Source organism: Chitinophaga varians (genome assembly GCF_012641275.1).
In the GTDB taxonomy this organism is placed as follows: domain Bacteria; phylum Bacteroidota; class Bacteroidia; order Chitinophagales; family Chitinophagaceae; genus Chitinophaga; species Chitinophaga varians_A.
This window is the reverse complement of the sequence record NZ_JABAIA010000002.1, coordinates 743,776-767,314: the sequence shown is the minus strand read 5'-3', so window position 1 is coordinate 767,314 and position 23,539 is coordinate 743,776. Positions and strand designations below refer to the sequence as shown.

General features: G+C 49.9%; 20 protein-coding genes. 11 read left to right on the top strand and 9 right to left on the bottom strand.

All coding sequences use genetic code 11. From position 1 onward, the window contains the following. Nucleotides 1-32 precede the first annotated feature (32 nt). The 6 genes from hemB (at nucleotide 33) to HGH92_RS17705 (ending at nucleotide 8,799) form a co-directional block, all read left to right on the top strand. Complete coding sequence (gene hemB / locus HGH92_RS17730) at nucleotides 33-1,004, top strand: porphobilinogen synthase (RefSeq protein ID WP_168872100.1); 972 nt, start codon at nucleotides 33-35, stop codon at nucleotides 1,002-1,004. 56 nt (nucleotides 1,005-1,060) lie between these two features. Further along, the gene (hemL, locus tag HGH92_RS17725; protein ID WP_168872099.1) at nucleotides 1,061-2,356 is read left to right on the top strand and encodes a glutamate-1-semialdehyde 2,1-aminomutase; all 1,296 of its coding nucleotides are present in this window, start codon (nucleotides 1,061-1,063) and stop codon (nucleotides 2,354-2,356) included. A 136-nt stretch (nucleotides 2,357-2,492) separates the two neighbouring features. Next, on the top strand, nucleotides 2,493-2,921 hold the full coding sequence (locus HGH92_RS17720) for a hypothetical protein (protein WP_168872098.1): 429 nt from the start codon (nucleotides 2,493-2,495) through the stop codon (nucleotides 2,919-2,921). Between the two features lie 143 nt (nucleotides 2,922-3,064). After that, the gene (locus HGH92_RS17715) at nucleotides 3,065-4,183 is read left to right on the top strand and encodes an efflux RND transporter periplasmic adaptor subunit (protein WP_168872097.1); all 1,119 of its coding nucleotides are present in this window, start codon (nucleotides 3,065-3,067) and stop codon (nucleotides 4,181-4,183) included. Between the two features lie 34 nt (nucleotides 4,184-4,217). Continuing rightward, nucleotides 4,218-7,358 carry an efflux RND transporter permease subunit gene (locus HGH92_RS17710; protein ID WP_168872096.1) on the top strand — a complete coding sequence of 1,047 codons (3,141 nt, stop codon included), beginning with the start codon at nucleotides 4,218-4,220 and terminating at the stop codon, nucleotides 7,356-7,358. Beyond that, nucleotides 7,351-8,799: a TolC family protein gene (locus tag HGH92_RS17705; protein WP_168872095.1), complete on the top strand. Its 1,449-nt coding sequence runs from the start codon at nucleotides 7,351-7,353 to the stop codon at nucleotides 8,797-8,799. Before HGH92_RS17710 ends, HGH92_RS17705 begins: the two co-directional genes overlap by 8 nt. 188 nt (nucleotides 8,800-8,987) lie before the next feature. Here the strand turns inward: HGH92_RS17705 and HGH92_RS17700 are convergent, their stop codons facing one another. The 3 genes from HGH92_RS17700 to HGH92_RS17690 are packed head-to-tail and all read right to left on the bottom strand — an operon-like array spanning nucleotide 8,988 to nucleotide 11,392. After that, complete coding sequence (locus HGH92_RS17700) at nucleotides 8,988-9,785, bottom strand: prolyl oligopeptidase family serine peptidase (protein WP_168872094.1); 798 nt, start codon at nucleotides 9,783-9,785, stop codon at nucleotides 8,988-8,990. A 55-nt stretch (nucleotides 9,786-9,840) separates the two neighbouring features. Beyond that, nucleotides 9,841-10,638, bottom strand: a complete 798-nt coding sequence (locus tag HGH92_RS34195) for an O-methyltransferase (protein ID WP_168872093.1) — start codon at nucleotides 10,636-10,638, stop codon at nucleotides 9,841-9,843. A gap of 16 nt (nucleotides 10,639-10,654) precedes the next feature. Beyond that, the gene (locus tag HGH92_RS17690) at nucleotides 10,655-11,392 is read right to left on the bottom strand and encodes a glycosyltransferase family 2 protein (protein ID WP_168872092.1); all 738 of its coding nucleotides are present in this window, start codon (nucleotides 11,390-11,392) and stop codon (nucleotides 10,655-10,657) included. Nucleotides 11,393-11,579: 187 nt separating this feature from the next. On the opposite strand from HGH92_RS17690, the gene HGH92_RS17685 reads away from it, so the two are divergent. Then, nucleotides 11,580-12,908: a hypothetical protein gene (locus HGH92_RS17685; RefSeq protein WP_168872091.1), complete on the top strand. Its 1,329-nt coding sequence runs from the start codon at nucleotides 11,580-11,582 to the stop codon at nucleotides 12,906-12,908. 128 nt (nucleotides 12,909-13,036) lie between these two features. Further along, a complete protein-coding gene (locus HGH92_RS17680) occupies nucleotides 13,037-13,978 on the top strand; it encodes a hydrogen peroxide-inducible genes activator (RefSeq protein ID WP_168872090.1) in 942 nt (313 codons plus the stop codon). Between the two features lie 149 nt (nucleotides 13,979-14,127). Here the strand turns inward: HGH92_RS17680 and HGH92_RS17675 are convergent, their stop codons facing one another. The 3 genes from HGH92_RS17675 to prmA all read right to left on the bottom strand — a co-directional run bounded on the left by HGH92_RS17675 (nucleotide 14,128) and on the right by prmA (nucleotide 16,635). After that, complete coding sequence (locus HGH92_RS17675; protein ID WP_168872089.1) at nucleotides 14,128-14,928, bottom strand: M48 family metallopeptidase; 801 nt, start codon at nucleotides 14,926-14,928, stop codon at nucleotides 14,128-14,130. A gap of 123 nt (nucleotides 14,929-15,051) precedes the next feature. Beyond that, nucleotides 15,052-15,693: a glycerol-3-phosphate 1-O-acyltransferase PlsY gene (gene plsY / locus HGH92_RS17670; RefSeq protein WP_168872088.1), complete on the bottom strand. Its 642-nt coding sequence runs from the start codon at nucleotides 15,691-15,693 to the stop codon at nucleotides 15,052-15,054. A gap of 114 nt (nucleotides 15,694-15,807) precedes the next feature. Next, complete coding sequence (gene prmA, locus HGH92_RS17665; RefSeq protein ID WP_168872087.1) at nucleotides 15,808-16,635, bottom strand: 50S ribosomal protein L11 methyltransferase; 828 nt, start codon at nucleotides 16,633-16,635, stop codon at nucleotides 15,808-15,810. A 138-nt stretch (nucleotides 16,636-16,773) separates the two neighbouring features. Here prmA and HGH92_RS17660 point away from each other — a divergent pair, with 138 nt between their 5' ends. Then, on the top strand, nucleotides 16,774-17,349 hold the full coding sequence (locus HGH92_RS17660; RefSeq protein WP_168872086.1) for a hypothetical protein: 576 nt from the start codon (nucleotides 16,774-16,776) through the stop codon (nucleotides 17,347-17,349). Between the two features lie 185 nt (nucleotides 17,350-17,534). Here HGH92_RS17660 and HGH92_RS17655 read toward each other — a convergent pair whose 3' ends face one another. The 3 genes from HGH92_RS17655 to HGH92_RS17645 all read right to left on the bottom strand — a co-directional run bounded on the left by HGH92_RS17655 (nucleotide 17,535) and on the right by HGH92_RS17645 (nucleotide 21,108). Next, nucleotides 17,535-19,874 carry a polyribonucleotide nucleotidyltransferase gene (locus HGH92_RS17655; RefSeq protein ID WP_168872085.1) on the bottom strand — a complete coding sequence of 780 codons (2,340 nt, stop codon included), beginning with the start codon at nucleotides 19,872-19,874 and terminating at the stop codon, nucleotides 17,535-17,537. Between the two features lie 123 nt (nucleotides 19,875-19,997). Continuing rightward, on the bottom strand, nucleotides 19,998-20,270 hold the full coding sequence (gene rpsO, locus HGH92_RS17650; RefSeq protein WP_168806334.1) for a 30S ribosomal protein S15: 273 nt from the start codon (nucleotides 20,268-20,270) through the stop codon (nucleotides 19,998-20,000). 142 nt (nucleotides 20,271-20,412) lie between these two features. Further along, complete coding sequence (locus tag HGH92_RS17645) at nucleotides 20,413-21,108, bottom strand: cell division ATP-binding protein FtsE (RefSeq protein WP_078667319.1); 696 nt, start codon at nucleotides 21,106-21,108, stop codon at nucleotides 20,413-20,415. A gap of 257 nt (nucleotides 21,109-21,365) precedes the next feature. Here HGH92_RS17645 and HGH92_RS17640 point away from each other — a divergent pair, with 257 nt between their 5' ends. Next, nucleotides 21,366-21,731, top strand: a complete 366-nt coding sequence (locus HGH92_RS17640; RefSeq protein ID WP_168872084.1) for a BlaI/MecI/CopY family transcriptional regulator — start codon at nucleotides 21,366-21,368, stop codon at nucleotides 21,729-21,731. A gap of 45 nt (nucleotides 21,732-21,776) precedes the next feature. Beyond that, nucleotides 21,777-23,528, top strand: coding sequence for a M56 family metallopeptidase (locus HGH92_RS17635; RefSeq protein WP_168872083.1), 1,752 nt, complete (start codon nucleotides 21,777-21,779; stop codon nucleotides 23,526-23,528). The last annotated feature ends 11 nt before the right edge of the window (nucleotides 23,529-23,539 follow it).

Sequence of the window (23,539 nt, the reverse complement as noted above, 5' to 3'; positions counted from 1 at the left end):
CTCAAAATAACAAACACAAAAACTTACCTAAGATGATCAGAAGAAACAGAATCATGAGAGTATCCCCTGCCATTCGTGCAATGGTAGCAGAAACAATATTGCGTCCCAGCGATTTCATCGCCCCGCTGTTTGTAACTGAAGGAGAAAATGTGCAGGAAGAGATCAGCTCGATGCCCGGCTATTTCCGGTATTCACTGGACCTCACCATCCGCGAGGCCAAAGAATTATGGAGCCTCGGCATCAAAAGTGTATTGCTTTTTGTGAAAGCGCCTGATAGTGTTAAAGACAATAAAGGCACCGAAGCGGTTAATCCCAACGGATTGATGCAACGTGCCATCCGTGGCATCAAGGATGCTGTTCCGGACATGGTGGTGATGACAGACGTAGCGCTGGACCCTTACTCTTCCTATGGCCACGATGGTATCGTGGAAGGCACGGAAATCGTGAACGATCCCACCGTGGAAGTACTGGCCCGTATGAGCCTCAGCCATGCACAGGCCGGCGCCGACTTTGTGGCACCCAGCGATATGATGGACGGCCGCATCCTCGCCATCCGCAATATCCTTGAACAAAACGGTTTCGACAAAACCGGTATCATGGCCTACAGTGCCAAATATGCCTCCTGCTTCTACGGTCCTTTCCGTGATGCACTGGACTCCGCTCCCGGCTTCGGCGATAAAAAGACCTACCAGATGGACTACGCCAATTCCCGCGAAGCGATCAAGGAAACACTGATGGACATTGAAGAAGGCGCCGATATCGTGATGGTGAAGCCCGCCATGGCCTATCTCGATATCATGCGCATCATTAAAGACCGTACTACCGTTCCCGTTAGCGCGTACCACGTGAGCGGCGAATATGCCATGATCAAGGCAGCAGCTGCCAACGGCTGGCTCGACGAGAACAAGGCCATCCTGGAAAGTATGACCAGCATCAAACGTGCCGGTGCCGACCTGATCGCCACCTACTTCGCTAAAGATGCAGTAAGACTGCTGAATGCTTAATTCAGTATCTTGCAATAAGAAAATAAAAAAATAACTAAATAAAACAGTTTCCTTTCATGTACAGCTACAGCAAAAGTGAAATGTTATTCGGGAAAGCCAAAGAGGTTATCCCCGGCGGCGTAAACTCCCCCGTGCGTGCATTCAAAAGCGTAGGTGGCGTACCGGTATTCATGCAACGCGCCCAGGGCCCCTTCATGTATGATGTGGACGGCAACAGGTATATTGATTATATCAACTCCTGGGGCCCAATGATCCTCGGGCACGCTTATGAACCCGTAGTAAAAGCCATCCAGGAATATGCCGCCTTCTCCACTTCCTTTGGCGCGCCTACAGAACTGGAAATAAAAATTGCGGAGCTCATTGTGAGCATGGTGCCCAATATCGACATGGTACGTATGGTGAACTCCGGTACCGAAGCCTGTATGACCGCCCTCCGGCTGGCCCGTGGCTATACCGGCCGCAATAAATTCATCAAATTCGAGGGTTGTTACCATGGGCATGCAGATGCATTCCTGGTAAGCGCCGGCAGTGGCGTGGCCACGCTCGGCATCCAGTCCGTTCCCGGTGTGACCGCTACCGTAGCAGACGACACGCTGACTGCCCCTTACAATAATCTTCCTGCGGTAGAACAGCTGATCGCCGGCAATCCGGAGCAGATCGCTGCCATCATCGTGGAACCGGTGGCCGGCAACATGGGCTGTATCCTGCCCCAGCCGGGCTTCCTGGAAGGACTGCGCCAGCTCTGCGATGCCAACGGCATCCTGCTCATCTTTGATGAAGTGATGACCGGCTTCCGCCTCGCCCGCGGCGGCGCACAGGAACTGTTCGGTATCCGTGCCGATCTCGTTACCTTCGGTAAAATCATCGGCGCCGGTATGCCTGTAGGCGCTGTGGCTGGCCCCAAAGCTATCATGGAGAACCTGGCCCCTGCCGGAAAAGTATACCAGGCAGGCACCCTGAGCGGTAACCCTATTGCCATGATCGCCGGCTATACGCTGTTACAGACACTGAATGAAAATCCGGTGATCTACCAACAGCTGCAGGAAAAAGCAGATTACCTCGTCAGCGGCCTCCGCGAAGCATTTGGCGCATCCGGCAGCGTTTACCAGATCAATACCCTGGGATCTATGCTCAGCGTACACTTTACCGAATATCCGATTATTGACTTCACCAGCGCCTCCGCTGCCAATAACGAATTGTTCAGACGCTTCTTCCATGCCATGCTCGAACGCGGCGTATACCTGCCACCATCAGCGTTTGAAAGCTGGTTCATGTGTAATGCGCTGACCACAGAAGAACTTGATGCCACTATCCAGGCAGCCAAAGCTGCTATGCAGGCCATCAAACAATAGTTAACAATTAAATCCTGTGCAGAGTGGGAGGGTTGGCTTACGCCAACCCTTTTTTACGCCGTTTTCAAAAAGGTAACATACCGGTTATCAAATAACCAAATAAGCAAATCAAAAAATAGGATTATTTTTGTGCGTAATGAGCATGCCGTCACCCATACTCAAACGTTGGATGTTTGTTTGTCTGCTGATGATAACACAGCTGACAGCAAGCGTGCTGCCCTCGTTGGCAGCACACAAACACCTGTTGTTTGAACAGATCTACCGGCAGGCCGCACTGGAAGACTCAATCGAAGACCTTGCCGCCAAACTGCCTCCCCAGCTGGAAGCAGATGATGTGGACGATGGTCACGAATGTATACATGCCACCAAACACCGCCGTAAAACACGGTACTATCTCAGCGCTTCTTCCCAACAATTCAGTATCGCCACCCGGGTGGCCTATATAGAGGGCGACAACCTTTCTCCCTATTGTCTTATCAAAGAAAATCTGCCCGGCGAATATGGCCGGCAAAAGGCTTTTTTACCCGCCTACTACAGTTTTCTCTTCCGGTTTACTCCATTCTGAGGACTTCCCCCCTTTCGTTTTACTGTTTTTCTTTTTTCTTTTTTTAGGGAGATGACAACCATCGCCGCTATTGACGCGGAATGAGCCTTCCTATGTGTGAACTAAACTTTCCGGCTTCCACCGGAAACAATACTATTATATCTATGCGTCAAAATACAGGGATTTACGCTTCGCTGCTCGCGTTATTCGTGGCAGGCTGCGTTACCAAAGGAGAAAGTACCGGAAATGAAGAACTGAAATCACTGCCTGTTACCAGTCTTGTGGTAAAGGACACCATACTGCACCGTACATATGTTACCGATATACAAGCCGTTCAGAACGTGGAAATACGTGCCCGTGTGAGTGGTTTCCTGGATAAAATTTATGTGGACGAAGGACAGGAAGTGAAAAAAGGACAACTGCTGTTTGGCATCAACGATGCGGAATACAGTGCAGAGCTGACCAAAGCCAAAGCCGTCCTCAGTAACATGGTAGCGGAAGCAAAATCCGCTTCGCTGGAACTGGAACGGGTGAAAATGCTGGTAGAGAAAAAAGTCATCGCGGCCTCCGAGCTGGAAGTGGCCAAGGCACGCCTTGCCGCTGCCCAGGCTAAAATCGATGAAGCCCGCTCCGCTGAAAGCAATGCAGCCATGCGCCTCTCCTACACCAGTATCCGCGCACCTTTCGACGGTATTATCGACCGTATACCACTGAAAAAAGGAAGCCTTATCAGTGAAGGCGCCCTGCTGACCACTGTGTCAGACACCCGTGAGGTATACGCTTATTTCAACGTATCCGAAACAGAATATCTCCAATACAGCAAAGCCATCGCCAAAGGCGACAACAGCTACAACCAGGTACAGCTGGTCCTCGCCGATGGCAGTGATTATCCGAACGTCGGCAAAATCGAAACCATGGAAAGCGAATTTGAAGAGAACACCGGTTCCATCGCTTTCCGCGCCCGCTTTTCCAATCCCGCCAAGCTCCTGAAACATGGCGCCAGCGGCAAAGTGCGGCTCACCACGGAAATGGACAGCGCTATCATCATCCCGCAAAAAGCGGTGTTTGAAATGCAGGACAAAAACTATGTCTTCGTGGTAGACGCTTCCAACAAGGTAACGATGCGGAATTTCGTTCCGCAGGCCCGGTTCTCTCATTTCTACATCGTAAAATCCGGCCTCAAACCCGGTGAACGTATCGTATGCGAAGGCGTGCGCAATATCCGCGACGGCGTACAGATCGCCCCCCGCACGGTGCCGATGGACAGTCTGCTGAGAATATAAATCACCCTGCTTATTAGCTGTAAAAGAGAGATCAATGTTTGAAATATTTATTAAAAGACCGGTGTTGTCACTGGTCATATCGCTTATTATCACACTGGTAGGCCTGCTGGCGCTTTTCACGCTGCCGGTCACCCAGTTCCCCGATATCGTGCCTCCCTCGGTGACCGTGACGGCCAAATACACCGGCGCCAACGCCGAAGTATCGGCCAAAGCAGTGTCCACCCCGCTGGAACGCGCTATCAACGGCGTACCGGGCATGACCTACATGTCGTCCGTGTCCAGCAACGACGGTATCACCGTTATACAGGTGTTTTTCCAGGTAGGCACCGACCCCGACCAGGCCGCTGTAAACGTACAGAACAGGGTGGCCACCATCATCGATGAATTACCCGAAGAAGTAATCAAAGCCGGTGTTACCACCGAAAAAGAAGTGAACAGTATGCTGCTGTATCTCAACGTGATGAGTGAAGACACCTCACTGGATGAACAGTTCATCTACAACTTCGCCGATATCAACGTATTGCAGGAACTGAAACGCATTGACGGGGTAGGCCGCGCTGAAATCATGGGCGCCAAGGAATATGCCATGCGCATATGGCTGAAGCCAGACCGCATGCTGGCCTACAACGTGTCTTCCGATGAAGTCATCGACGCTATCCGCAAACAAAACATCGAAGCCGCTCCCGGTAAAACCGGTGAAAGCTCCGATAAAAATCCCCTCCTGCTGCAATATGTGCTCCGCTATACCGGCAAGTTCTTTGAACCGGAACAATACAAGCAGATCGTACTGAGGGCCGGCGCCGACGGATCGGTGCTTCATCTCAAAGATGTGGCAGACGTGGAGTTTGGCTCCCTCACCTATAGCATGGTGTCCAAAACAGACGGCAAACCATCGGCCTCCATCATGCTCAAACAAAGGCCCGGCTCCAATGCCCGCGAGGTGATCAACAATGTAAAGAAAAAGATGGAAGAGATGAAAAACACCTCTTTCCCTCCCGGCATGACCTACAACTTCAACTATGACGTTTCCCGCTTCCTCGACGCCTCTATCCATGAAGTGGTACGCACCCTCTTTGAAGCGTTCCTGCTCGTGTTCATCGTGGTGTTCATCTTCCTGCAGGATTTCCGGTCCACGCTCATCCCCGCACTGGCAGTACCGGTAGCCCTTATCGGCACGCTCGCTTTCATGCAGATGATGGGCTTCTCCATCAACCTGCTTACCCTCTTCGCCCTGGTGCTGGCCATCGGTATTGTGGTGGACAACGCTATTGTAGTGGTGGAAGCAGTACACGTGAAGATGAGCGAAGACCATCTCCCGCCCATGGAGGCCACCATCGCCGCGATGCGCGAAATCAGCGGCGCACTCGTGGCCATCACCCTCGTCATGTCGGCGGTGTTCGTGCCCGTGGCCTTCCTCTCCGGACCGGTAGGCGTATTCTATCGCCAGTTCTCGCTCACGCTGGCTATTTCCATCGTGATATCCGGTATCAACGCGGTAACGTTAACGCCTGCACTCTGCGCTATCATGCTCAAAGCCACCCACGGCAAACCGCGTAAAAAGAGCCTGTTGCAGCGTTTCTTCAACGGCTTCAATAAAGGATACAGCGCTACGGAAAATAAATACGCCAGACTGGTAAGCTTTATCGCCGGCCGCAAAATCATCACACTGATTGCCCTCGCCGGCTTCTTCGTGGCCACCTGGGGCGCCAGCGCTATCCTGCCTTCCGGCTTTATCCCTACTGAAGACCAGGGCATGATCTATGTCAACGTAACGGCCCCTCCCGGCGCTACGGTAGAACGTACCGAAGAAGTGCTGGACCAGATACAGGCCCTCGCAGCACAGCTGGACGAAGTAGAATCCGTGTCCACCCTCGCCGGCTACAGCCTCGTAAACGAGGTGGCAGGCGCCTCCTACGGCATGGGCATGGTCAATCTCAAACCATGGGATGAACGTAAAGCTTCCGTCAACGATATCATCGCCAAACTGCAAAAGTTGTCTGCCGGCATCGCTGACGCCAGCATCGAATTTTTCCCGCCGCCAACAGTACCCGGTTTCGGTAATGCCAGCGGCTTCGAGCTGCGCCTGCTGGACCGCAGCGGTGGCGGCGATCTGCGGCAGACCGCCCAGATCACCAACAACTTCATCGAAGCCCTGAAAAAACGGCCGGAAATAGGCAGTGCCTTCACCAGCTTCGATGCAGAGTTCCCGCAATACCTCATCCACGTGGACCAGGGCATGGCTGCCAAAAAAGGCGTCACCACCGACAATGCCATGAGTAACCTGCAAACGCTGATGGGCAGCTATTATGCATCCAACTTCATCCGCTTCGGGCAGATGTACAAAGTGATGGTGCAAGCCGATCCTTCCTTCAGGACCAAACCCGAAGACCTGCTGAAACTGCATGTTAAAAACGACCGTGGAGAAATGGTATCCTATGCCGATTTCGTGAAACTGGAACGGGTATACGGACCGGAGCAGCTTACCCGCTACAACATGTACACCGCCGCCATGATCAATGGCGACGCCGCCCCCGGCTACAGCAGCAGCCAGGCTATTGAAGCCGTACAGGAAGTGGCCGCCAAAGAACTGCCCAGGGGCTTCAGCTACGAATGGAGCGGTATGACCCGTGAACAGATCCTCTCCGGTAACCAGGCGATATACATCTTTGCCATCGTATTGGTATTCGTATACCTGCTGCTGGCCGCACAGTACGAGAGCTTCCTGCTGCCTTTGCCGGTACTGCTCTCCCTGCCTGCCGGTATTTTCGGCGCTTTCATCTCCCTTAAACTGGTAGGACTGGAAAACAACATCTATGCGCAGGTGGCGCTGGTGATGCTGGTGGGCCTGCTCGGCAAAAACGCGATCCTCATCGTGGAATTTGCGATCCTGCGCAATAAACACGGCGCTTCTGTTCTCGAAGCTGCCAAAGAGGGCGCGGTGTCCAGGCTGAGGCCTATCCTGATGACCTCCTTCGCCTTTATTGCCGGCCTGATCCCGCTGTGTATCGCTTCAGGCGCAGGCGCCATGGGCAACCGCTCCATTGGCACCGCTGCCGCCGGCGGCATGCTGATAGGCACCCTCTTCGGTGTTATTATCATCCCCGGCCTCTATGTGCTGTTTGCCTCTATGATGCCGAAAAAGAAAGTTGAACTGAAAGCTTACACCAATGAATAAACGAATATATCAATATGCGCTGGGCGCCTGTCTGTTGACGGGCGCCGTCGCCTGCACCACACAGAAAGAACTGCAGCTGCCGGAACGTATATCCGCTTCCGTTACTACCGCTCCGGCTGCTGACACTATATCACTGGCGAGCTTTGACCGCATTTTCCAGGACCGGTACCTGAAAAATCTGGTTGACAGCGCGCTGCAAAACAACTACGACCTGCTGGCCGCCAGCCGCCGTATTTCTGCCGCACAGGCCAACCTGATGATGGCCCGGAACGCATGGCTGCCTTCTGTCAATCTATCATTGACAGCTGGTGTTGACCACTTTGCGGATTATACGATGACCGGCGTGGGCAACTTCGACACCAACAAATCGCCCAATATCAATGACGATCAACGGGTATCCGATCCTACGCCTGAATACTTTGCCGGTATCAGAAGCTCCTGGGAGATAGATCTGTGGGGTAAACTGAAACAGCAGCGGCATGCCACCATGGCGCGCTTCCTGGCCACCAGCGAGGCTCGCCGCCTGCTCACCACTCAAATCGTGGCCGGTATCACCGGCCTCTATTATGAGCTGCTGGCCATGGACAATGAACTGGTGATCATCCACCGCAACATCAAGCTACAGGAAGCAGCCGTGGCCACGGTACATATACAAAAAGATGCCGGTCGCGCTACCGAGCTGGCCGTGCAACAGTTTACCGCACAACTGCTGAGCACACAGGCGCTCGAATTTGGCGTAAAGCAGGAAATCGCATCCATCGAAAACCAGCTGAACGCGCTGATGGGCAGACTGCCACAACATATTGAGCGCAGCGCTGTATCAGACCTGGTAGATACCGCCAACCTGCCTCCCGCTGTTCCTTCCGGCATCCCGGCAAATCTGTTGCTGCACCGTCCGGACATCCAACGGGCCGAACTGGAGCTCAGCGCCACCAAGGCCGACGTAAAAGCCGCCAGGGCCGCTTTTCTCCCGGGACTCACCATTACACCTTATGCCGGCTTTAACGCCTTTAAGGCAGGACTGCTGTTTAAATCACCCGCCTCCATTGCCTGGGGCGCACTGGGAAGTGTCACCGCTCCCATTTTCAACAAAAAACAGCTGAAAGCACAGTACAACATTTCCACCGCTAACGCCTATACGGCATTTTACGAATACCAGCAGGCGATTGTGAACGGTTACCAGGAAGTGGCCACTGCACTTAACAAAGTAGAGAACCAGCACCAGGCATTTTCCCTCAAATCCAAAGAGGTGCTGGTATTACAGCAGGCCGTGTCTACTGCCAATATCCTGTTCACCACCGGCTACGCCAATTACCTGGAAGTGATCACCGCCCAGAAAAGCGTACTGGAAGCGGAACTGGCGCTGGTAAACACACGAAAAGGCGTGTACCAGGGACTGGTATCGCTATACCGGTCTTTGGGCGGCTCCGGCGCACGTTAATACCGGATTGTTTTAGACAGATGATAAAATGAAGATCAGAATGGCGGAAGGAGAATGGATGAGTGTGATGAATAAAACCTTCTTTTACCGGATGACAGTGTGATATTGGTTTGACCCGGAAGGTTTTATAGAGCGAAGCCCCTGGCCGTATGGCCGGGGGCTTTTTATTTTCACCTTTTAAAGAGGTATTATTTCTTTTTGTGAGAGAACAGCCAGCGGAAAAGGTCCGGTTCCACGAACACATTGTCCCAGCTATTATGGCCTACGCCGGGATATTCAGTATATCTGTAGTCCGCATGGAGGGATTTCAGTTTGGCATCATATGCACGGGAGCCTTCCACCGGTACTACACCGTCAGCCCCGCCATGGAATATCCAAACCGGCACTTTACGGGCAAAACGGTCGGCAGCCGCCACGTTGCCTGCGCCGCAGATAGGGAACGCCGCCGCAAACAATTCAGGTCTTTTGGTGATCATGTAGAATGTGCCCATGCCTCCCATGGACAGGCCGCCGATATATACTCTTTTCTTATCGATTTTTCCGCTGGACAACAGGCTGTCCAGCAGCACATTGAGCGCTGCCGTGGCCGGCGGAGCGGGGGCGTCCAGCGGAAAGTCCCCTCGGATGATTTTACCGGTGCTGTCCCGTTCGAGGCTCATCGGCGCCCAGGTGCTGCCCGTAGGGCATTGCGGCGCCAGTACAAAGGCCGGGTATTTGTTGCGCAGAGAATCCCGCAGGAACATGGTACCGCCATGCAGCAGTTGCGCGTTGTTATCATATCCCCGCTCACCGGCGCCATGCAGGAAAACGATCAGCGGATATTTTTTGTGCACATCGTAGTTGGCCGGTGTCAGCAGGCGGTAGCGCAGGGTGTCGCCATGATGGTAATAGGTTTCATAGCTGAACGCGTCGAGGTCCTGCGCCTGGCTGCATACAGCGGCCAGCAGGAGGCAACAGCAAAAAAGGAGGTATCTGCAGTAGTTCATATGAGGAATTTGTTTCCTAATATACTACCTGCGCAGCGGTATTTTTTAAATTTTTTTAATATTTCAGCGTGAAATGCTGTTTCACTTTGAAATCCTTCCGGAAAAAGACCAGCCCGATGAAAAACAGGTCGATGGTCATGGTCACCTGCGGATGCTCCTGGATAGTATGCCAGGCCGCTTCCATGTCCGGAGTCCAGTGGATATCATCAAAAATCAGGAGGGAGTGTTCATGCACGTATTGCAGGCATTGCTCAAAGTAGGCCAGTGTAGGCTCTTTGCGGTGATTACCGTCGATGTAGACCCAGTCGGGCCGTTGTATCTGGCGGAGCACGTCCGGTAATACCGTATCAAAATTGCCTGTCACCTGCGTGATATTATCGAGCTGCAGCGTATCAAAGTTTTTGCGGGCTCTGGCGGCGATATTGGGGCAGCCTTCAATGGTGTATACACGCGCATCGGGCGCCGCTTTGGCCATATAGGCGGTAGAAAGGCCCATTGAGGTGCCTAATTCGAGCAGCTGCTTCGGCTGAAGGTATTGGACCAGCCGGTAAAACAACTGCCCGAATTTAGGCTGTTTAGCGGCATAACGGGTTATGTCGCTGACTTTCCGTTCGTTGCCCGAAGAAATAAGGGAGCCGGCCCCCAGATCGGTGACCTGCAGGGTTTCGGTGCTGGCCAGCAGTTGTTTGCGCAGCTGTTCTATCTCGCCGAAGGCGGCATGACGGGTTTTATCCAGCAATACGTCTTCTATAAGGGAGAAAACGAACGGGGAATGGACATCATGACGGTTCCCGGAGGTAAAATAATACCGGATATATTTGGTAGCTAATCGATACTGCTGCGCTAAACTCACTGACTATACGAATTTTTTAATAAATCTTTCCTTTAAAAAGGCCCCACATATGCAAACGGTGCTGCAAAGACACCCTTAACACACCAAGGCCATAGATGGCGCTCCGTTTGAAGTTGATGCTGGACGCTTCTTCAAAGTACTTGGTGGGGCAGGTTATTTCCGCAATATCGTATCCTTTCATGAATATCTGCGAAATCATTTCATTATCAAAGACAAAGTCATCACTGTTGGCCATGTAATTGATGTTCTTCAGCACTTCTCCCGAAAAGGTGCGGTAACCGGTATGGTACTCGCTCAGCTTCTGACCGATCAGAATATTCTGCGTCAGTGTGAGCATACGGTTAAATATGTATTTGTACATGGGCATTCCGCCTTTCAGCGCGCCTTTGCCCAGGATACGGGAACCGAAAACAACCGGGTACAGGTCATTGGCGATGATGCTGCACATGGCGGTGATCAGCTTGGGCGTATACTGATAATCGGGGTGAAGCATCACCACTACGTCCGCTCCCAGCTCCAGCGCCTTGTTGTAACAGGATTTCTGGTTGCCGCCATACCCCTTGTTATTGTCATGGCGTATCAGGTGTTTAATCCCTAATTGTCTTCCTACTTCCAGGGTGTCATCCTTACTGGCATCATCTACCAGTACCACATCGTCCACGATGTCGAAAGGGATTTCCCGGAACGTCTTTTCCAGTGTAAGTGCTGCGTTGTAGGCTGGTAACACAACCACTATCTTTTTGTCATTCAGCATGAAAAGTGGATCAAATTTGGGTGCAAAGGTAAGTCACCTGCTGATAATTCAAAATATATTGCTCAAATGCCCATGTGTACCACCTATCATGATTTAATTTTAACTATTATTAATTATTTATCTTTGTAGCTTGATGATTTTGGCATCATATTTTCTAAAATTTTTGTTAACAAAAAGCAAAAAGAACATGTTAAAACACCTACCAACGGAAATGAAGCATGGTAATGGTCCAGAGGCCACCTGTAATTATTCATTGCCGTTAGTACAGCCCGGAAAAAATTCCCGGACTTTCAAATGGATGAAAGTGCTGCCTGCACCCTTTATCTTTTTGTTAACCTTTCAGGCCGCACAAGCCCAGGACCCGGAGTTAAAAGCCATCACCTCTCCAGTCATCAAAACACAGGACACCACTATAAGGAAACTGGTAGAAGAAATGCAGCGCATCACGGACAACGATAAAACGAACTCCAATGCTATTCAGGCCTTGCTGCAGGGTAAAGAGATCGATAATATGAGCAAGTACGATCTCATCAAAAATAATATCATCAACGCGAGTGAAACTTATTACCTGCTCAACAAAAAGATCATTGACCTGAAATCGCGTACCACCACCAATAACCTCGATGTATTCATTACCTCGCTCAACAACCCCGAAAGCAAGGCTTTAGGGTTTTCACTGAGCGACCGCATCGTGGAACTGGTGGAAAAAATCATCCTGAAAAACAAATCAGACAAGGGTGAAAAAAATTCCAAAATAGTGGAATCCACCAAATCCATTATCAACAGCCCTATCTTCCAGAGCTTCACCTCCCTGACACCACCGCTGGCCATCGCCAATTCAGTGATGAACTTCCTGCACAGTGTCAGCGTGAACAATAAACAGATCAATCAGAAGTCACTGCAGGATTTTGAAAAAGAACTGAATAAATATGTAGTGTACTATACAGCCCTGAACGATGCCAACCAGAAGTTTGAGTACGGCCTCAACTTCAATAAGGACCAACTCAGCCTGTTGCAGGACAACCTGTTCGACCACCTGTCGTTTACCGCTACTTCCCTGAAGTTCCCCGCTCCGCAGAAAGGCGCAAAACCGCTGAGCCAAACGATGAACGAATATTTCTATGAGTTCAAAAAGGAAAAGGTGGTAGATTATTTCGGACAGCTGGAAGCCAAATACACTAAAAACAAACGTATCGACTATGAATCGTTGCTGCGGGAAAACCCCAATCTGAAAGAGGTGAACAACCAGCTGGAAGACCTGGTGCTGCAAACCAAACGCTTCGAAAATCTTTACAACGAATACTTTACCCTGCTGGACTCTTATTACACCAAGGTGAACAATTCACTCAAGATCGCGCAGGACAACGGACTGGCCGAAAAAAATATTATCGACAACAAACAGGCAGAGTTCCGTAACCTGAAAACCGATGCCGTACAGGAAATCCAGGCATCTATCAACATCCGTGAGCTGTACAGCAATACTGAAAAAATCAAATATCGTTATCGTATATTCTAATTACAAATTACGAATTACGAATTACGAATTAAGGGCTTTCTTAAGGAGCGGTTACTTACTAACCGCTCTGTAAGGGAGCCCTTAATTCGTAATTGCCTATCTATAGATTTTATCAATACCTTTGCAACATGACAACGGTTCAATTGGAGTACATCGTTGCGGTAGACACCTACCGGAGCTTTGTGATCGCAGCGGAAAAATGCTTCGTTACACAGCCTACGCTAAGTATGCAGATACAAAAACTGGAAGATGAGCTGGGCATTAAATTATTTGACCGCAGCAAACTGCCGGTGGTGCCCACTGAAATAGGCATTGCTGTAGTGGCGCAGGCCAGGATCATCCTGAAAGAAAACGCCCGTATCCGGGAAATTATCGCAGACCAGAAAAAAGAAGTACAGGGCAACCTGAAAGTGGGCATTATCCCTACCCTTGCACCCTATCTCCTTCCCCGCATCCTGACGGGGTTCATGAAGAAATATCCCAAAGTAAAACTGGAAATATGGGAATACCCCACAGAACAGATCATTCAACAGTTGAAGCAGGAGCTGCTGGACTGTGGCCTGCTGGCCACGCCGCTGCATAATCCCCACCTGGAAGAGCATCCGCTGTTTTATGAGTCCTTTGTGGTGTATACCGCAAAAAGCAACCCGTTGTATGAAAAGAAAGTAGTGCGTGCAGAAGAACTGGAACTAAAAGACGTATGGCTGCTGAATGAAGGGCACTGCATGCGTAACCAGGTACTGAACATCTGCAAGGACAAGTTTACCATGGGCGAGCATAAAAACCTGGAATACAATACCGGCAGCGTGGAAACACTCAAACGGATGGTAGATCTGAATGAAGGATACACTATTTTACCGGAGTTGTCACTGCAGGACCTTTCCAGCCGCCAGCTGAATATGGTCCGTTATTTTAAAACGCCCGAACCGGTGAGGGAAATCAGTCTCGTTACCCATCGTCATTTTATCAAACAGGCCCTGATAGAAGCCTTTAAAAAAGAGATACTGGCGCATGTGCCGGAAAAGACCAAAGCGCAAAAGAATAAAAAGGTCATCGAAATAAACATGTAAGATTCAGGGATTTTTTGATTTACGATTTTTTGATTTCTGCGAGTTAAAAGCGAATAAATAAAAAGACCGAAGCAAATAATAATTGCTTCGGTCTTTCTATTTATTCATCTACGAAATCAAAAAATCGTAAATCAAAAAATCCCTGAATGCTATCTTGGCTTGTAGTACTTCATGGCTTCCGGCATCAGTTGCTGAAGCTGTTGCACACGTCTTGCATCGCTGGGGTGGGTGCTCAAAAACTCAGGTGGTTTCTGGCCGTTGCTCATGTTGGCCATACGTTGCCAGAACGGAATGGACTCCTGTGGGTTATATCCTGCCATGGCCATAAATATAACGCCGAGATGGTCCGCTTCCAGCTCATTCTGGCGGGAGAAGGCCATAATACCCAGGTTACCGCCTACGCCAAAGGCCTGGTTAAAGAGGTTTACAGCAGTGGGATTTTTGCCCAGGGCTACAGAGCCGGCCACCTGGATGCCTTGTGCCACCAGTCCCTGGCTCATGCGCTCATTACCGTGACGGGCGATGGCGTGGGCAATTTCGTGGCCCATTACGCAGGCCAGTGCCGTTTCGTTCTGGGTAACAGGCAACAGTCCTGTGTACACCACCACTTTACCTCCCGGCATACACCAGGCATTCACTTCTTTACTATCTACCAGGTTAAATTCCCATTTATAGTCAGCAATCTGGTTGCCCATGCCGTTCTGGTTCATATAAGCGGTAACGGCGCCGGCAATACGCTGTCCTACTCTTTTTACCATTTCCGCGTCTCTGTTGGTGCTTTGGGACACAACTTTGTTGGAAGAAAGAAATGATTGGTATTCCTGAAGTGCCATGGATTGCATGGTGCTTTCGGGGAGCAGGTTTAACTGGCTACGTCCTGTTATAGGTACACGGGTACACGCCGCTAACAGTCCGATGCCGGCAGTAAAGATAAGTGCGATCTTTTTCATGGGTGAATCAAATTTATAATGCAGAAAAGCTATAATGCAGAAAAGCATAAAGCAAAAAGCGTGCACACTTCAGTTGGCCGGCTTTTTACTTTATGCTTTGACGTTTATTCCTAAAAAGTTGAATTAATGTTTTTCTTTTCTGTTCCTGAACAGGGGAACTTTACTCTCGTTGCCTTTCAACAGACGGGTAATATTTTTCTGGTGTGTTAATACCACCATCAAAGCCACAGCGATAGCAAAGATGCGATAGTAAATTTCAGGTTCATTAAAGATATACAGGATCAGGACAGGAAATGCGATGCTGGCAATGATAGAACTTAAAGATACGTAACGTGTCAGGAAGAGGATCATCAGAAATACACCCACGCAGCACAAGGCCACCACCGGCTGAATGGCCAGTACCAGGCCGAACAGGGTAGCGATGCCTTTACCGCCCCGGAAGTTGGCCCAGATAGGGAAAATATGCCCAACCACCGCAGCCAGGCCCAGTCCGATCTGGAGGTTCACCAGCTGTGTCAGGTGCTCGGGATCATGATAGTAAGATGCAAGATATGCTAACCGTACAGCCAGTACACCCTTCAACATGTCTACCACCATCACAAAAGTTCCTGCTTTGGGGCCCAGTACCCGGAATGTGTTGGTAGCACCGGCGTTGCCGCTGCCATATTCCCTGATATCCATCCCGAAAACGCCTTTACTTACCCATACAGCTGTAGGTACAGACCCGATCAGATAAGCACAAAAAAGCAATAAAATTTCTGTCATCACTATAAGTTAGGATTGCTAAGATAACAAATTCTGTGTTAAAATTAAGCAAACATTAGAAAAGTTTATAACACAAAAGTTGGATTATCAGCACTTTTCATATAAAATTTTAAACTATTCCTTGCTACCCGCCTTCAGTTTCAGTGCCAGCCAGTTGTCTTTCTCAATTTTTTCCAGGAGCGTGAAGCCGGCCGGAACTGCCGAAGCCAGTATTTGCTGTTCGTCTGACGGCATAATGCCGCTCAACAGGAGGATGCCATCAGGTACCAGCAAACGGCGCATATCGTTCATAAACCTCAATAACACGTTCAGATTGATGTTGGCCAGGAGAATATCATATGTGCCCGTCACCGCGTCCAGGTTATCAGCCTGCCATACGGTCGTATGTTGGGTATGATTGGTTTGTATATTCTCCAGCGTATTGTTCACCGCCCACTCATCATAATCGATGGCATCGGTTTGCGCAGCCCCCATCATATCAGCCAGAATAGCCAGAATGCCCGTACCAGTCCCGAAATCGAATACTTTCTTTCCTTCAAACGAAAGGTGTTGCATCAACCGTATCATCGAAGAAGTAGTGGCATGATGCCCTGTACCAAACGACATTTTGGGCGTGATCACAATCTCATAGGTTGGCGCCGGCGTAAATGGCGGATGAAAACCGGCCCTGATGCCACAAAATCCATCTACCAGCACAGGCTCAAAATTGCTTTCCCACACTGCATTCCAGTTCGTCTGCTGAATCGTCTCTTTCGTATAGGTTATACCGTAAGATACCAGAATCGACTGCAATAACGCCTCATCAAAGTCAGCTTCCGGAATATAGGCGATCAGTTGGTCCGCTTGCTCCTCAAATCCCTCATAACCTGTATCTGACAGCTGCGCAATCAGCAGGTCGGCCTGTTCAGCGCTGGCCTGCAGCGTAATAGCAATATGTGACATATGCGGCAAATATAATCATTTGCCCGAAACATCCGCCAGCACCGGGAAATAGTAAGAAAATATTTACCATGGGCCAATTTATAACATTTATTATTAATATTACTATATTTGACATATAAAAATTAACCAATATTACCTATGAAAACATTACTGCTCCTGCTCACAGGTATCGCCTGCTCATGGGCCGCCACAGCACAAATAGTGATTAAAGTACAGCCGCCCTCAGAGCCGTTCAGAGACTCCATCGTATATCAGGGAGATAACGCCATCCTTATCTTCGACCGGCAACATCTGCTTGATTACATGATCACTATGGACACCACCCTGCGCAACAACAAAAACAGCAATAAGGTATTCCGTAACATTCAGTTTGCCCGGCTCAACAATAACGACATGGCCAACCACTTCCTGAAAGCCTACTGCTTCGTGGAAGATACGCTCAACAAGGAAATCAGCTTCCGCACAGACAAGATGAACCTGCTATGGGCAGAAGACTGTGGCATCCTGATGCCCTATGTGGAAGAAATATTGCCCGACCTGCTGGCGACCGGCAACCTGAAAATAGTGGAACGGGGCAGCAAAATCGTACAGCCGGCGTACAAACTCATCTTTGAGCCCATTAATAACAACAACTACCGCGTGTTCCGCATGAACAACGGCAAGGAGATTTTCCGGGAAAGCACTTTCTGCGTGGAACAGATCACGCATCGCTAAAAGTCCCGGGGCTGAAGCCCTGGGTTACAATTCAGTTTTTTCTGATAATGGGCTGTTTTGTTTGTGTTTAAGGACATTTAGTGGCGAATAGGGATATATACAGCAACCATTTCATACTTTCTTAAAATGAAAAAGCAGCTACTAGACAGTAGCTGCTTTTTCATTTATCTAATTTCAGTTATAAACTATTCTTCGTCGAAGGTAGGTTCCTGTGGTTTTTCAGGATAGTCCTGACGTTCCGGGCGAGGGCCACGGTCTTCACGGGGACCACGATCTTCACGAGGGCCGCGTCTGTCGCCACGGTCACCGCCGCCGCGCCTGTCGTCGCGAGGGCCACGGTCACGTCTGTCACCACGATCTCCGCGGTCACGGCGTTCGCCGCGATCACCTTCTTCGCGTTCTACATAACCTTCTGGTTTCGGCATCAGTACTTTACGGCTCAGCTTGAACTTACCGGTTTTAGGATCGGTACCGGTGAGTTTCACTTTTACCTTTTCACCTTCAGCCAATACGCCTTCCATTGTTTCGAGACGTTTCCAGGACACTTCGGAGATGTGCAGCAGGCCTTGTTTGCCAGGCATGAACTCTACGAAAGCACCGTAAGGCATAATGGATTTTACTACAGACTCGTACACCTCTCCTACTTCAGGAACGGCCACAATGCCTTTCACCCATGCCACGGCTCTGTCGAGGCCGTCTTTCTGTGCAGAGAAGATGCTTACTTCGCCGGTTTCACCAACTTCTTCGATGTTGATGGTAGTACCGGTTTCGCGTTGGATCTCCTGTATGATTTTACCACCCGGTCCGATCACAGCGCCGATAAATTCGCGGTCGATGATGATCTTCTCCATACGTGGTGCGTGTGGTTTTGGCTCAGGACGGGCAGCAGGTACAGCAGCGTACATGGCTTCCACGATGTGCAGGCGTCCTTTCTTGGCCTGGGCCAGTGCAGAGCGCATTACATCCATGCTGAGGCCATCCACTTTGATGTCCATCTGGATGCCCACGATACCGTCACGGGTACCGGTTACTTTAAAGTCCATATCACCGAGGTGGTCTTCATCACCCAGGATGTCGGTCAGTACCGCCCATTTGCCATCAGAAGCACGGGAGATAAGGCCCATTGCCACGCCGGAAACGTGTTTCGGCAGTGGAACACCTGCGTCCATCAGTGCCAGTGAACCGGCACATACGGTAGCCATGGAGGAGGAACCGTTAGACTCAAGGATATCGGACACTACACGTACAGTGTAAGGGTATTCGGAACCAGGCATCATTTGCTTCAGGGAGCGCATGGCCAGGTTACCGTGCCCTACTTCACGACGGCCGGGGCCGCGCATCATTTTCACCTCACCGGTGGAGAATGGCGGGAAGTTGTAGTGCAGGATGAATTTAACGTAATTGGAGACAGCAGCGCTTTCGATCAGCAGCTCATCTTCCGGAGTACCCAGGGTAACCGTAGTGAGAGACTGGGTTTCACCGCGGGTGAACAGGGCAGAACCGTGCGGGGAAGGCAGAATGTCTGTTTCCATCGCCAGCGGACGTACCTGGTCCAGAGAACGGCCATCCAGGCGGACAGACTCGTCCAGGATCATGTTACGGATCACTTCTTTTTCCAGCGCGTGGAAATATTCACCTACCAGTGGCGCATCTTCTTCCGGCAGTTCACCGAGGCTTTCTTTCAGCTCGTCAGCGATCTTTTTGAACGCATCGCTGCGGTCATGCTTGGCAGAAGCGGATTTCGCTACCTGGTAAATTTTATCTTTCGCAAAAGCGGTCACTTTTGCTTTCAGCTCTTCGTTTTGATGAGGCTGTGCGAATTCACGTTTGCCTTTCACGCCTTTCAGGTCGCGCAGTTCTTCCTGGGCTTTAACCTGTATTTTGATAGCGGCATGTGCAGCTTCAATAGCAGCGATCAGGTCTTCTTCCTGGCATTCCTTGCTTTCGCCTTCCACCATCATGATGTTCTTTTCAGTAGCACCAATGATGAAGTCCATGTCGGCTTTCGCCAGATCAGAACGGTTAGGGTTGATCACATATTTACCTTCGATGCGCGCAACGCGTACTTCGGAGATGATTTCCTGGATGGGAACGTCAGAAACTGCCAGTGCAGCAGATGCAGCCAGACAGGCCAATGCGTCCGGCATTACTTCAGCATCGGAAGAGATGAGTGTAACCAGTACCTGTACTTCGCAGAGATAGTTGTCGGGGAACAGGGGACGTAATGCACGGTCAATCAGGCGGGAGATCAGGACCTCAGAATCGGATAGTCTGCCTTCGCGTTTGAAAAAAGATCCGGGTATGCGGCCGGCAGAAGCAAATTTTTCCTGGTAGTCAACAGTAAGCGGGAAAAAAGACTGGCCGGGTTTAGGTTCTTTATTCGCTACCACCGTGGCCAGCAGAATTGCATTCCCCAAACGCACCGTTACCGCGCCGTCAGCCTGACGGGCCAACTTGCCGGTCTCGATGGTCACGATACGACCGTCTCCTATATCGAATTTCACTGAGATAGGTGTCAGATTCATAAAAAAGTGAGGATTAATTAGATAACGTTATCCATTTACAATCACAAGGATAACAAAACGTATACATACAAAAAAACTATTCCCAACATAAAAGTTGGGAATAGCGCTATAATTAAGTCATGGTTACTTCCTGATACCTAACTTCTCAATGAGGGCACGATAGCCGGTGAGGTTGGTTTTAGACAGATAAGCGAGCAGACGCTTTCTCTGACCTACCATTTTCATCAGACCACGATGAGTGGAGAAATCTTTTTTGTTTTGTTTCAGGTGACCGGAAATGCTGTTGATACGCTCAGTCAGCAGGGCAATTTGCGCTTCCACGGAGCCTGTATTTTTCTCGCTTCCACCAAATTCCTTAAAAATATTGGCTTTCTTTTCAACAGTTAAGTAAGACATCTTTAATAATAATAAGTAATAATAATGTTTTTTGTCGCTATTTTTCCGGTGCAAAGGTAATTTAAAAAATACGAATTACCAATAAAGCCGGAATTTATAATTAATTCCGAATATTTTATATCTGTAAGCTACTTGAAATCAATCAGGCAGAAAAATTCAGGGCGGCATTATCTGTTACATGCCCGTTTTCAGTGCGTAACACACGTGACGGGAATTTCTGCAAAACGATATAATCGTGCGTGGCCATCACAATAGCGGTGCCCTCCCGGCAAATACGGAACAACAGCTGCATAATACCATCAGAAGTCTCAGGGTCCAGGTTACCGGTAGGTTCGTCCGCCAGGATCAGCCGCGGCGAATTGAGCATCGCCCGCGCAATATCTATACGCTGCTGCTCTCCGCCTGACAGTTCATAAGGCATCTTAAACCCCTTGGTGCCCAGCCCTACCTTGTCCAGCACATCCGCAATTTTATCCTCCATCTGCTTGTTGTCCTGCCAACCAGTGGCCCGCAACGCAAATTTCAGGTTGTCATGCACGTTACGGTCGGTCAACAGCTGAAAGTCCTGAAACACCACGCCCAGATTACGACGCAGGTAAGGCACCTTCTTCCAGTCCATCTTCTTCAGATCAAACCCCACTACCTGGCCCGTTCCGTCCTTTAAAGGCAAATCCCCGTAAAGGGTCTTTAACAGACTGGACTTGCCTGTCCCCGTTTTACCAATAAGATATACAAACTCTCCTTTATTCACCGTGATATTCACATCAGACAAAATCAAAGAATTTCCCTGGTAAATACTGGCATTCGTTAACTGGATAATCGGCTGTTCGGGTGTCATGTACTTGTTCTGTTTAATGCTAAACTGCGTTATGGCGACAAAAATAACCAATTAAAAAATAATTCGTTGCGTCTTCCGGCAACAAAATTTAACCCATGATGGTCATGCCCGTACTTATCCTCCTGGTAAACGAAGAACGACAGGCATCCCCCTCCTCAAAAACAGCCGCCACGAATAAACACTTCTTCCTAAAAACTAAAAAAATAGTTTTCAAACTAAAAACTTAGTTGTAACTTAGGAACAATAATCCACCAGCCATGAAACAACTTACCAAAGCGGAAGAACAGATCATGCAGGCGCTCTGGCAAACGGGGCCTGCCTTCGTGAAAGATATCATCGAGGCCCTGCCGGAGCCCAAACCACATTACAACACGGTGTCCACCCTGGTGAAAATCCTGATCGAAAAAGGGTTTGTGGACTTTAAGGCATTTGGCAAATCCCATCAGTACTATGCCCTGATCACAAAAGACGCCTATAGCCGTAAAACACTCAACAGCCTGGCCAAAAGCTACTTTGGCGGCTCCTTCAGCAACATGGTTTCCTTTTTTGTGAAGGAAAAAGAAATGAGTGTCAACGACCTGGAACAGCTGATAAAACAAATCAAAGACCACGACAAACAATAACAACAGGACCGCTCACCTTTATCATCCGATTTAAAAGCATTCCACATGACAGCGCTTATCTACCTGGAGAAAGTCGTACTGTGCAGCGCCTTGCTATATGGCTATTACCATCTGGCCCTGCGTAACAACCGGTTTCACCAATGGAACCGTTACTACCTGATGCTCATTACCCTGGTATCGTTGGTCACCCCGCTGCTACAGATCCCTCTTCCGGACAATAATGAAAAAACGTCCGCCGTGCTGACTTACACCAGCAAAATGCTCACCCTGCGGGAACCTGTCGCCGCCACCCCCACAACCGATCCGACCACTTATTTACGTATAGTCCTTACCGTTATCTACGCTTTGGTAGTGGCCTTTTTCCTGTATCGTCTGCTCTCCGGCGTCCTGAGCATCCGGAAACTAATACGGCGCAGTACCGTGCAGGAAATCCCGCCCTTCCGTTTTGCCCGCCACCCACAGGTACAGGCGCCCTTTTCCTTCTTCCGGTATATCTTCTGGGACATGGACTCCAGCCTCGATACGCCGGACAACAAACAGGTGCTGCAACACGAGCTGGTGCACCTGCGGGAGAGACACAGCATCGATAAAATATTACTGGAAGTGATCACCTCCATTTGCTGGATCAATCCCTTCTTCCATCTGATAAAAAGGGAATTGTCCCTTGTGCATGAATTCATCGCTGACAGGAAAGCAGCCGGTAACGAAGTGACTGGTTACGCCGAAAACATTCTCCGGAACGCCCTTAACAGCCGGCAGTTTTCAATTACCAACGATTTTTTCCATCCGCCAATAAAACGACGAATTTTTATGCTCACACAATTCCACCAACCCAGGTTCAGTTATTTGCGCAGAATACTGGTGCTGCCTGTTGCGGCCACTATTTTCTGCTCACTTGCCTTTGTGGCCGACCAGCGCCCATCCGCCATTCGGGCGCTGGTGCCCACCGGCAGCATATTAAGTCCAAAGGCGCAACCGGCAGGGCCTGCGCAGGCTGCTCATACTACCGGCGACACCGTCCGTCCAAAACCCGGCGCCGTTCCATCCGTTACCGTGGTTACGGTTGATCCCTCACAGCTCTCCGTCCGCCCCGCTTACCCGGGTGGCGACGAAGCGCTGGCCATCTATCTGAGCCGCAACATCCGCTACCCAAAAGTGGCTTATGATAAGGGCATCCAGGGCACAGTTAAAATTCACTTCATCATTGATGCCCGCGGTAACGTTACCCATGCAGAAGCCACCAATAGTCCTTTGGGAGCAGGATTGGAAGAAGAAGCCATCCGGGTGGTCAAAGCCATGCCCACATGGAAACCGGCGGAGAAAGACGGGCAGAAAGTAGCTGTGGATTACCAACTACCGATACGGTTTCAACTGGAAAAGAAGCTGGGAACTGTTGTTATCGGTGAAAACAATCCTTCAGCAGGCGCGGCTAAAAATCCCCAGACAGGTTCAGACGAGATATTCACCTTTGTAGAAAAGCCACCTACCTATGATGGCGGTGAAGATGGGCTGGCGCGCTATCTGTCAGGAAATATCCTGTATCCAAAGGAAGCACAGGCAAAAGGGACCAGCGGCACGGTATTCGTCCAGTTTGTGGTAGACAAGGAAGGATTCGTTAAAGATGTTCATACAGTGGGTGCCCCGAAGGGCAATGGACTGGAGGAAGAAGCTATCCGTGTGGTGAACGCCATGCCCCGGTGGCATGCGGGTCAACAAAACGGCAAGAATGTCAATGTGCAGTTCAATCTGCCGATACGTTTTACGATACAGGAAGAATCGAAACATCAACACCAATAATCCATTTTTGC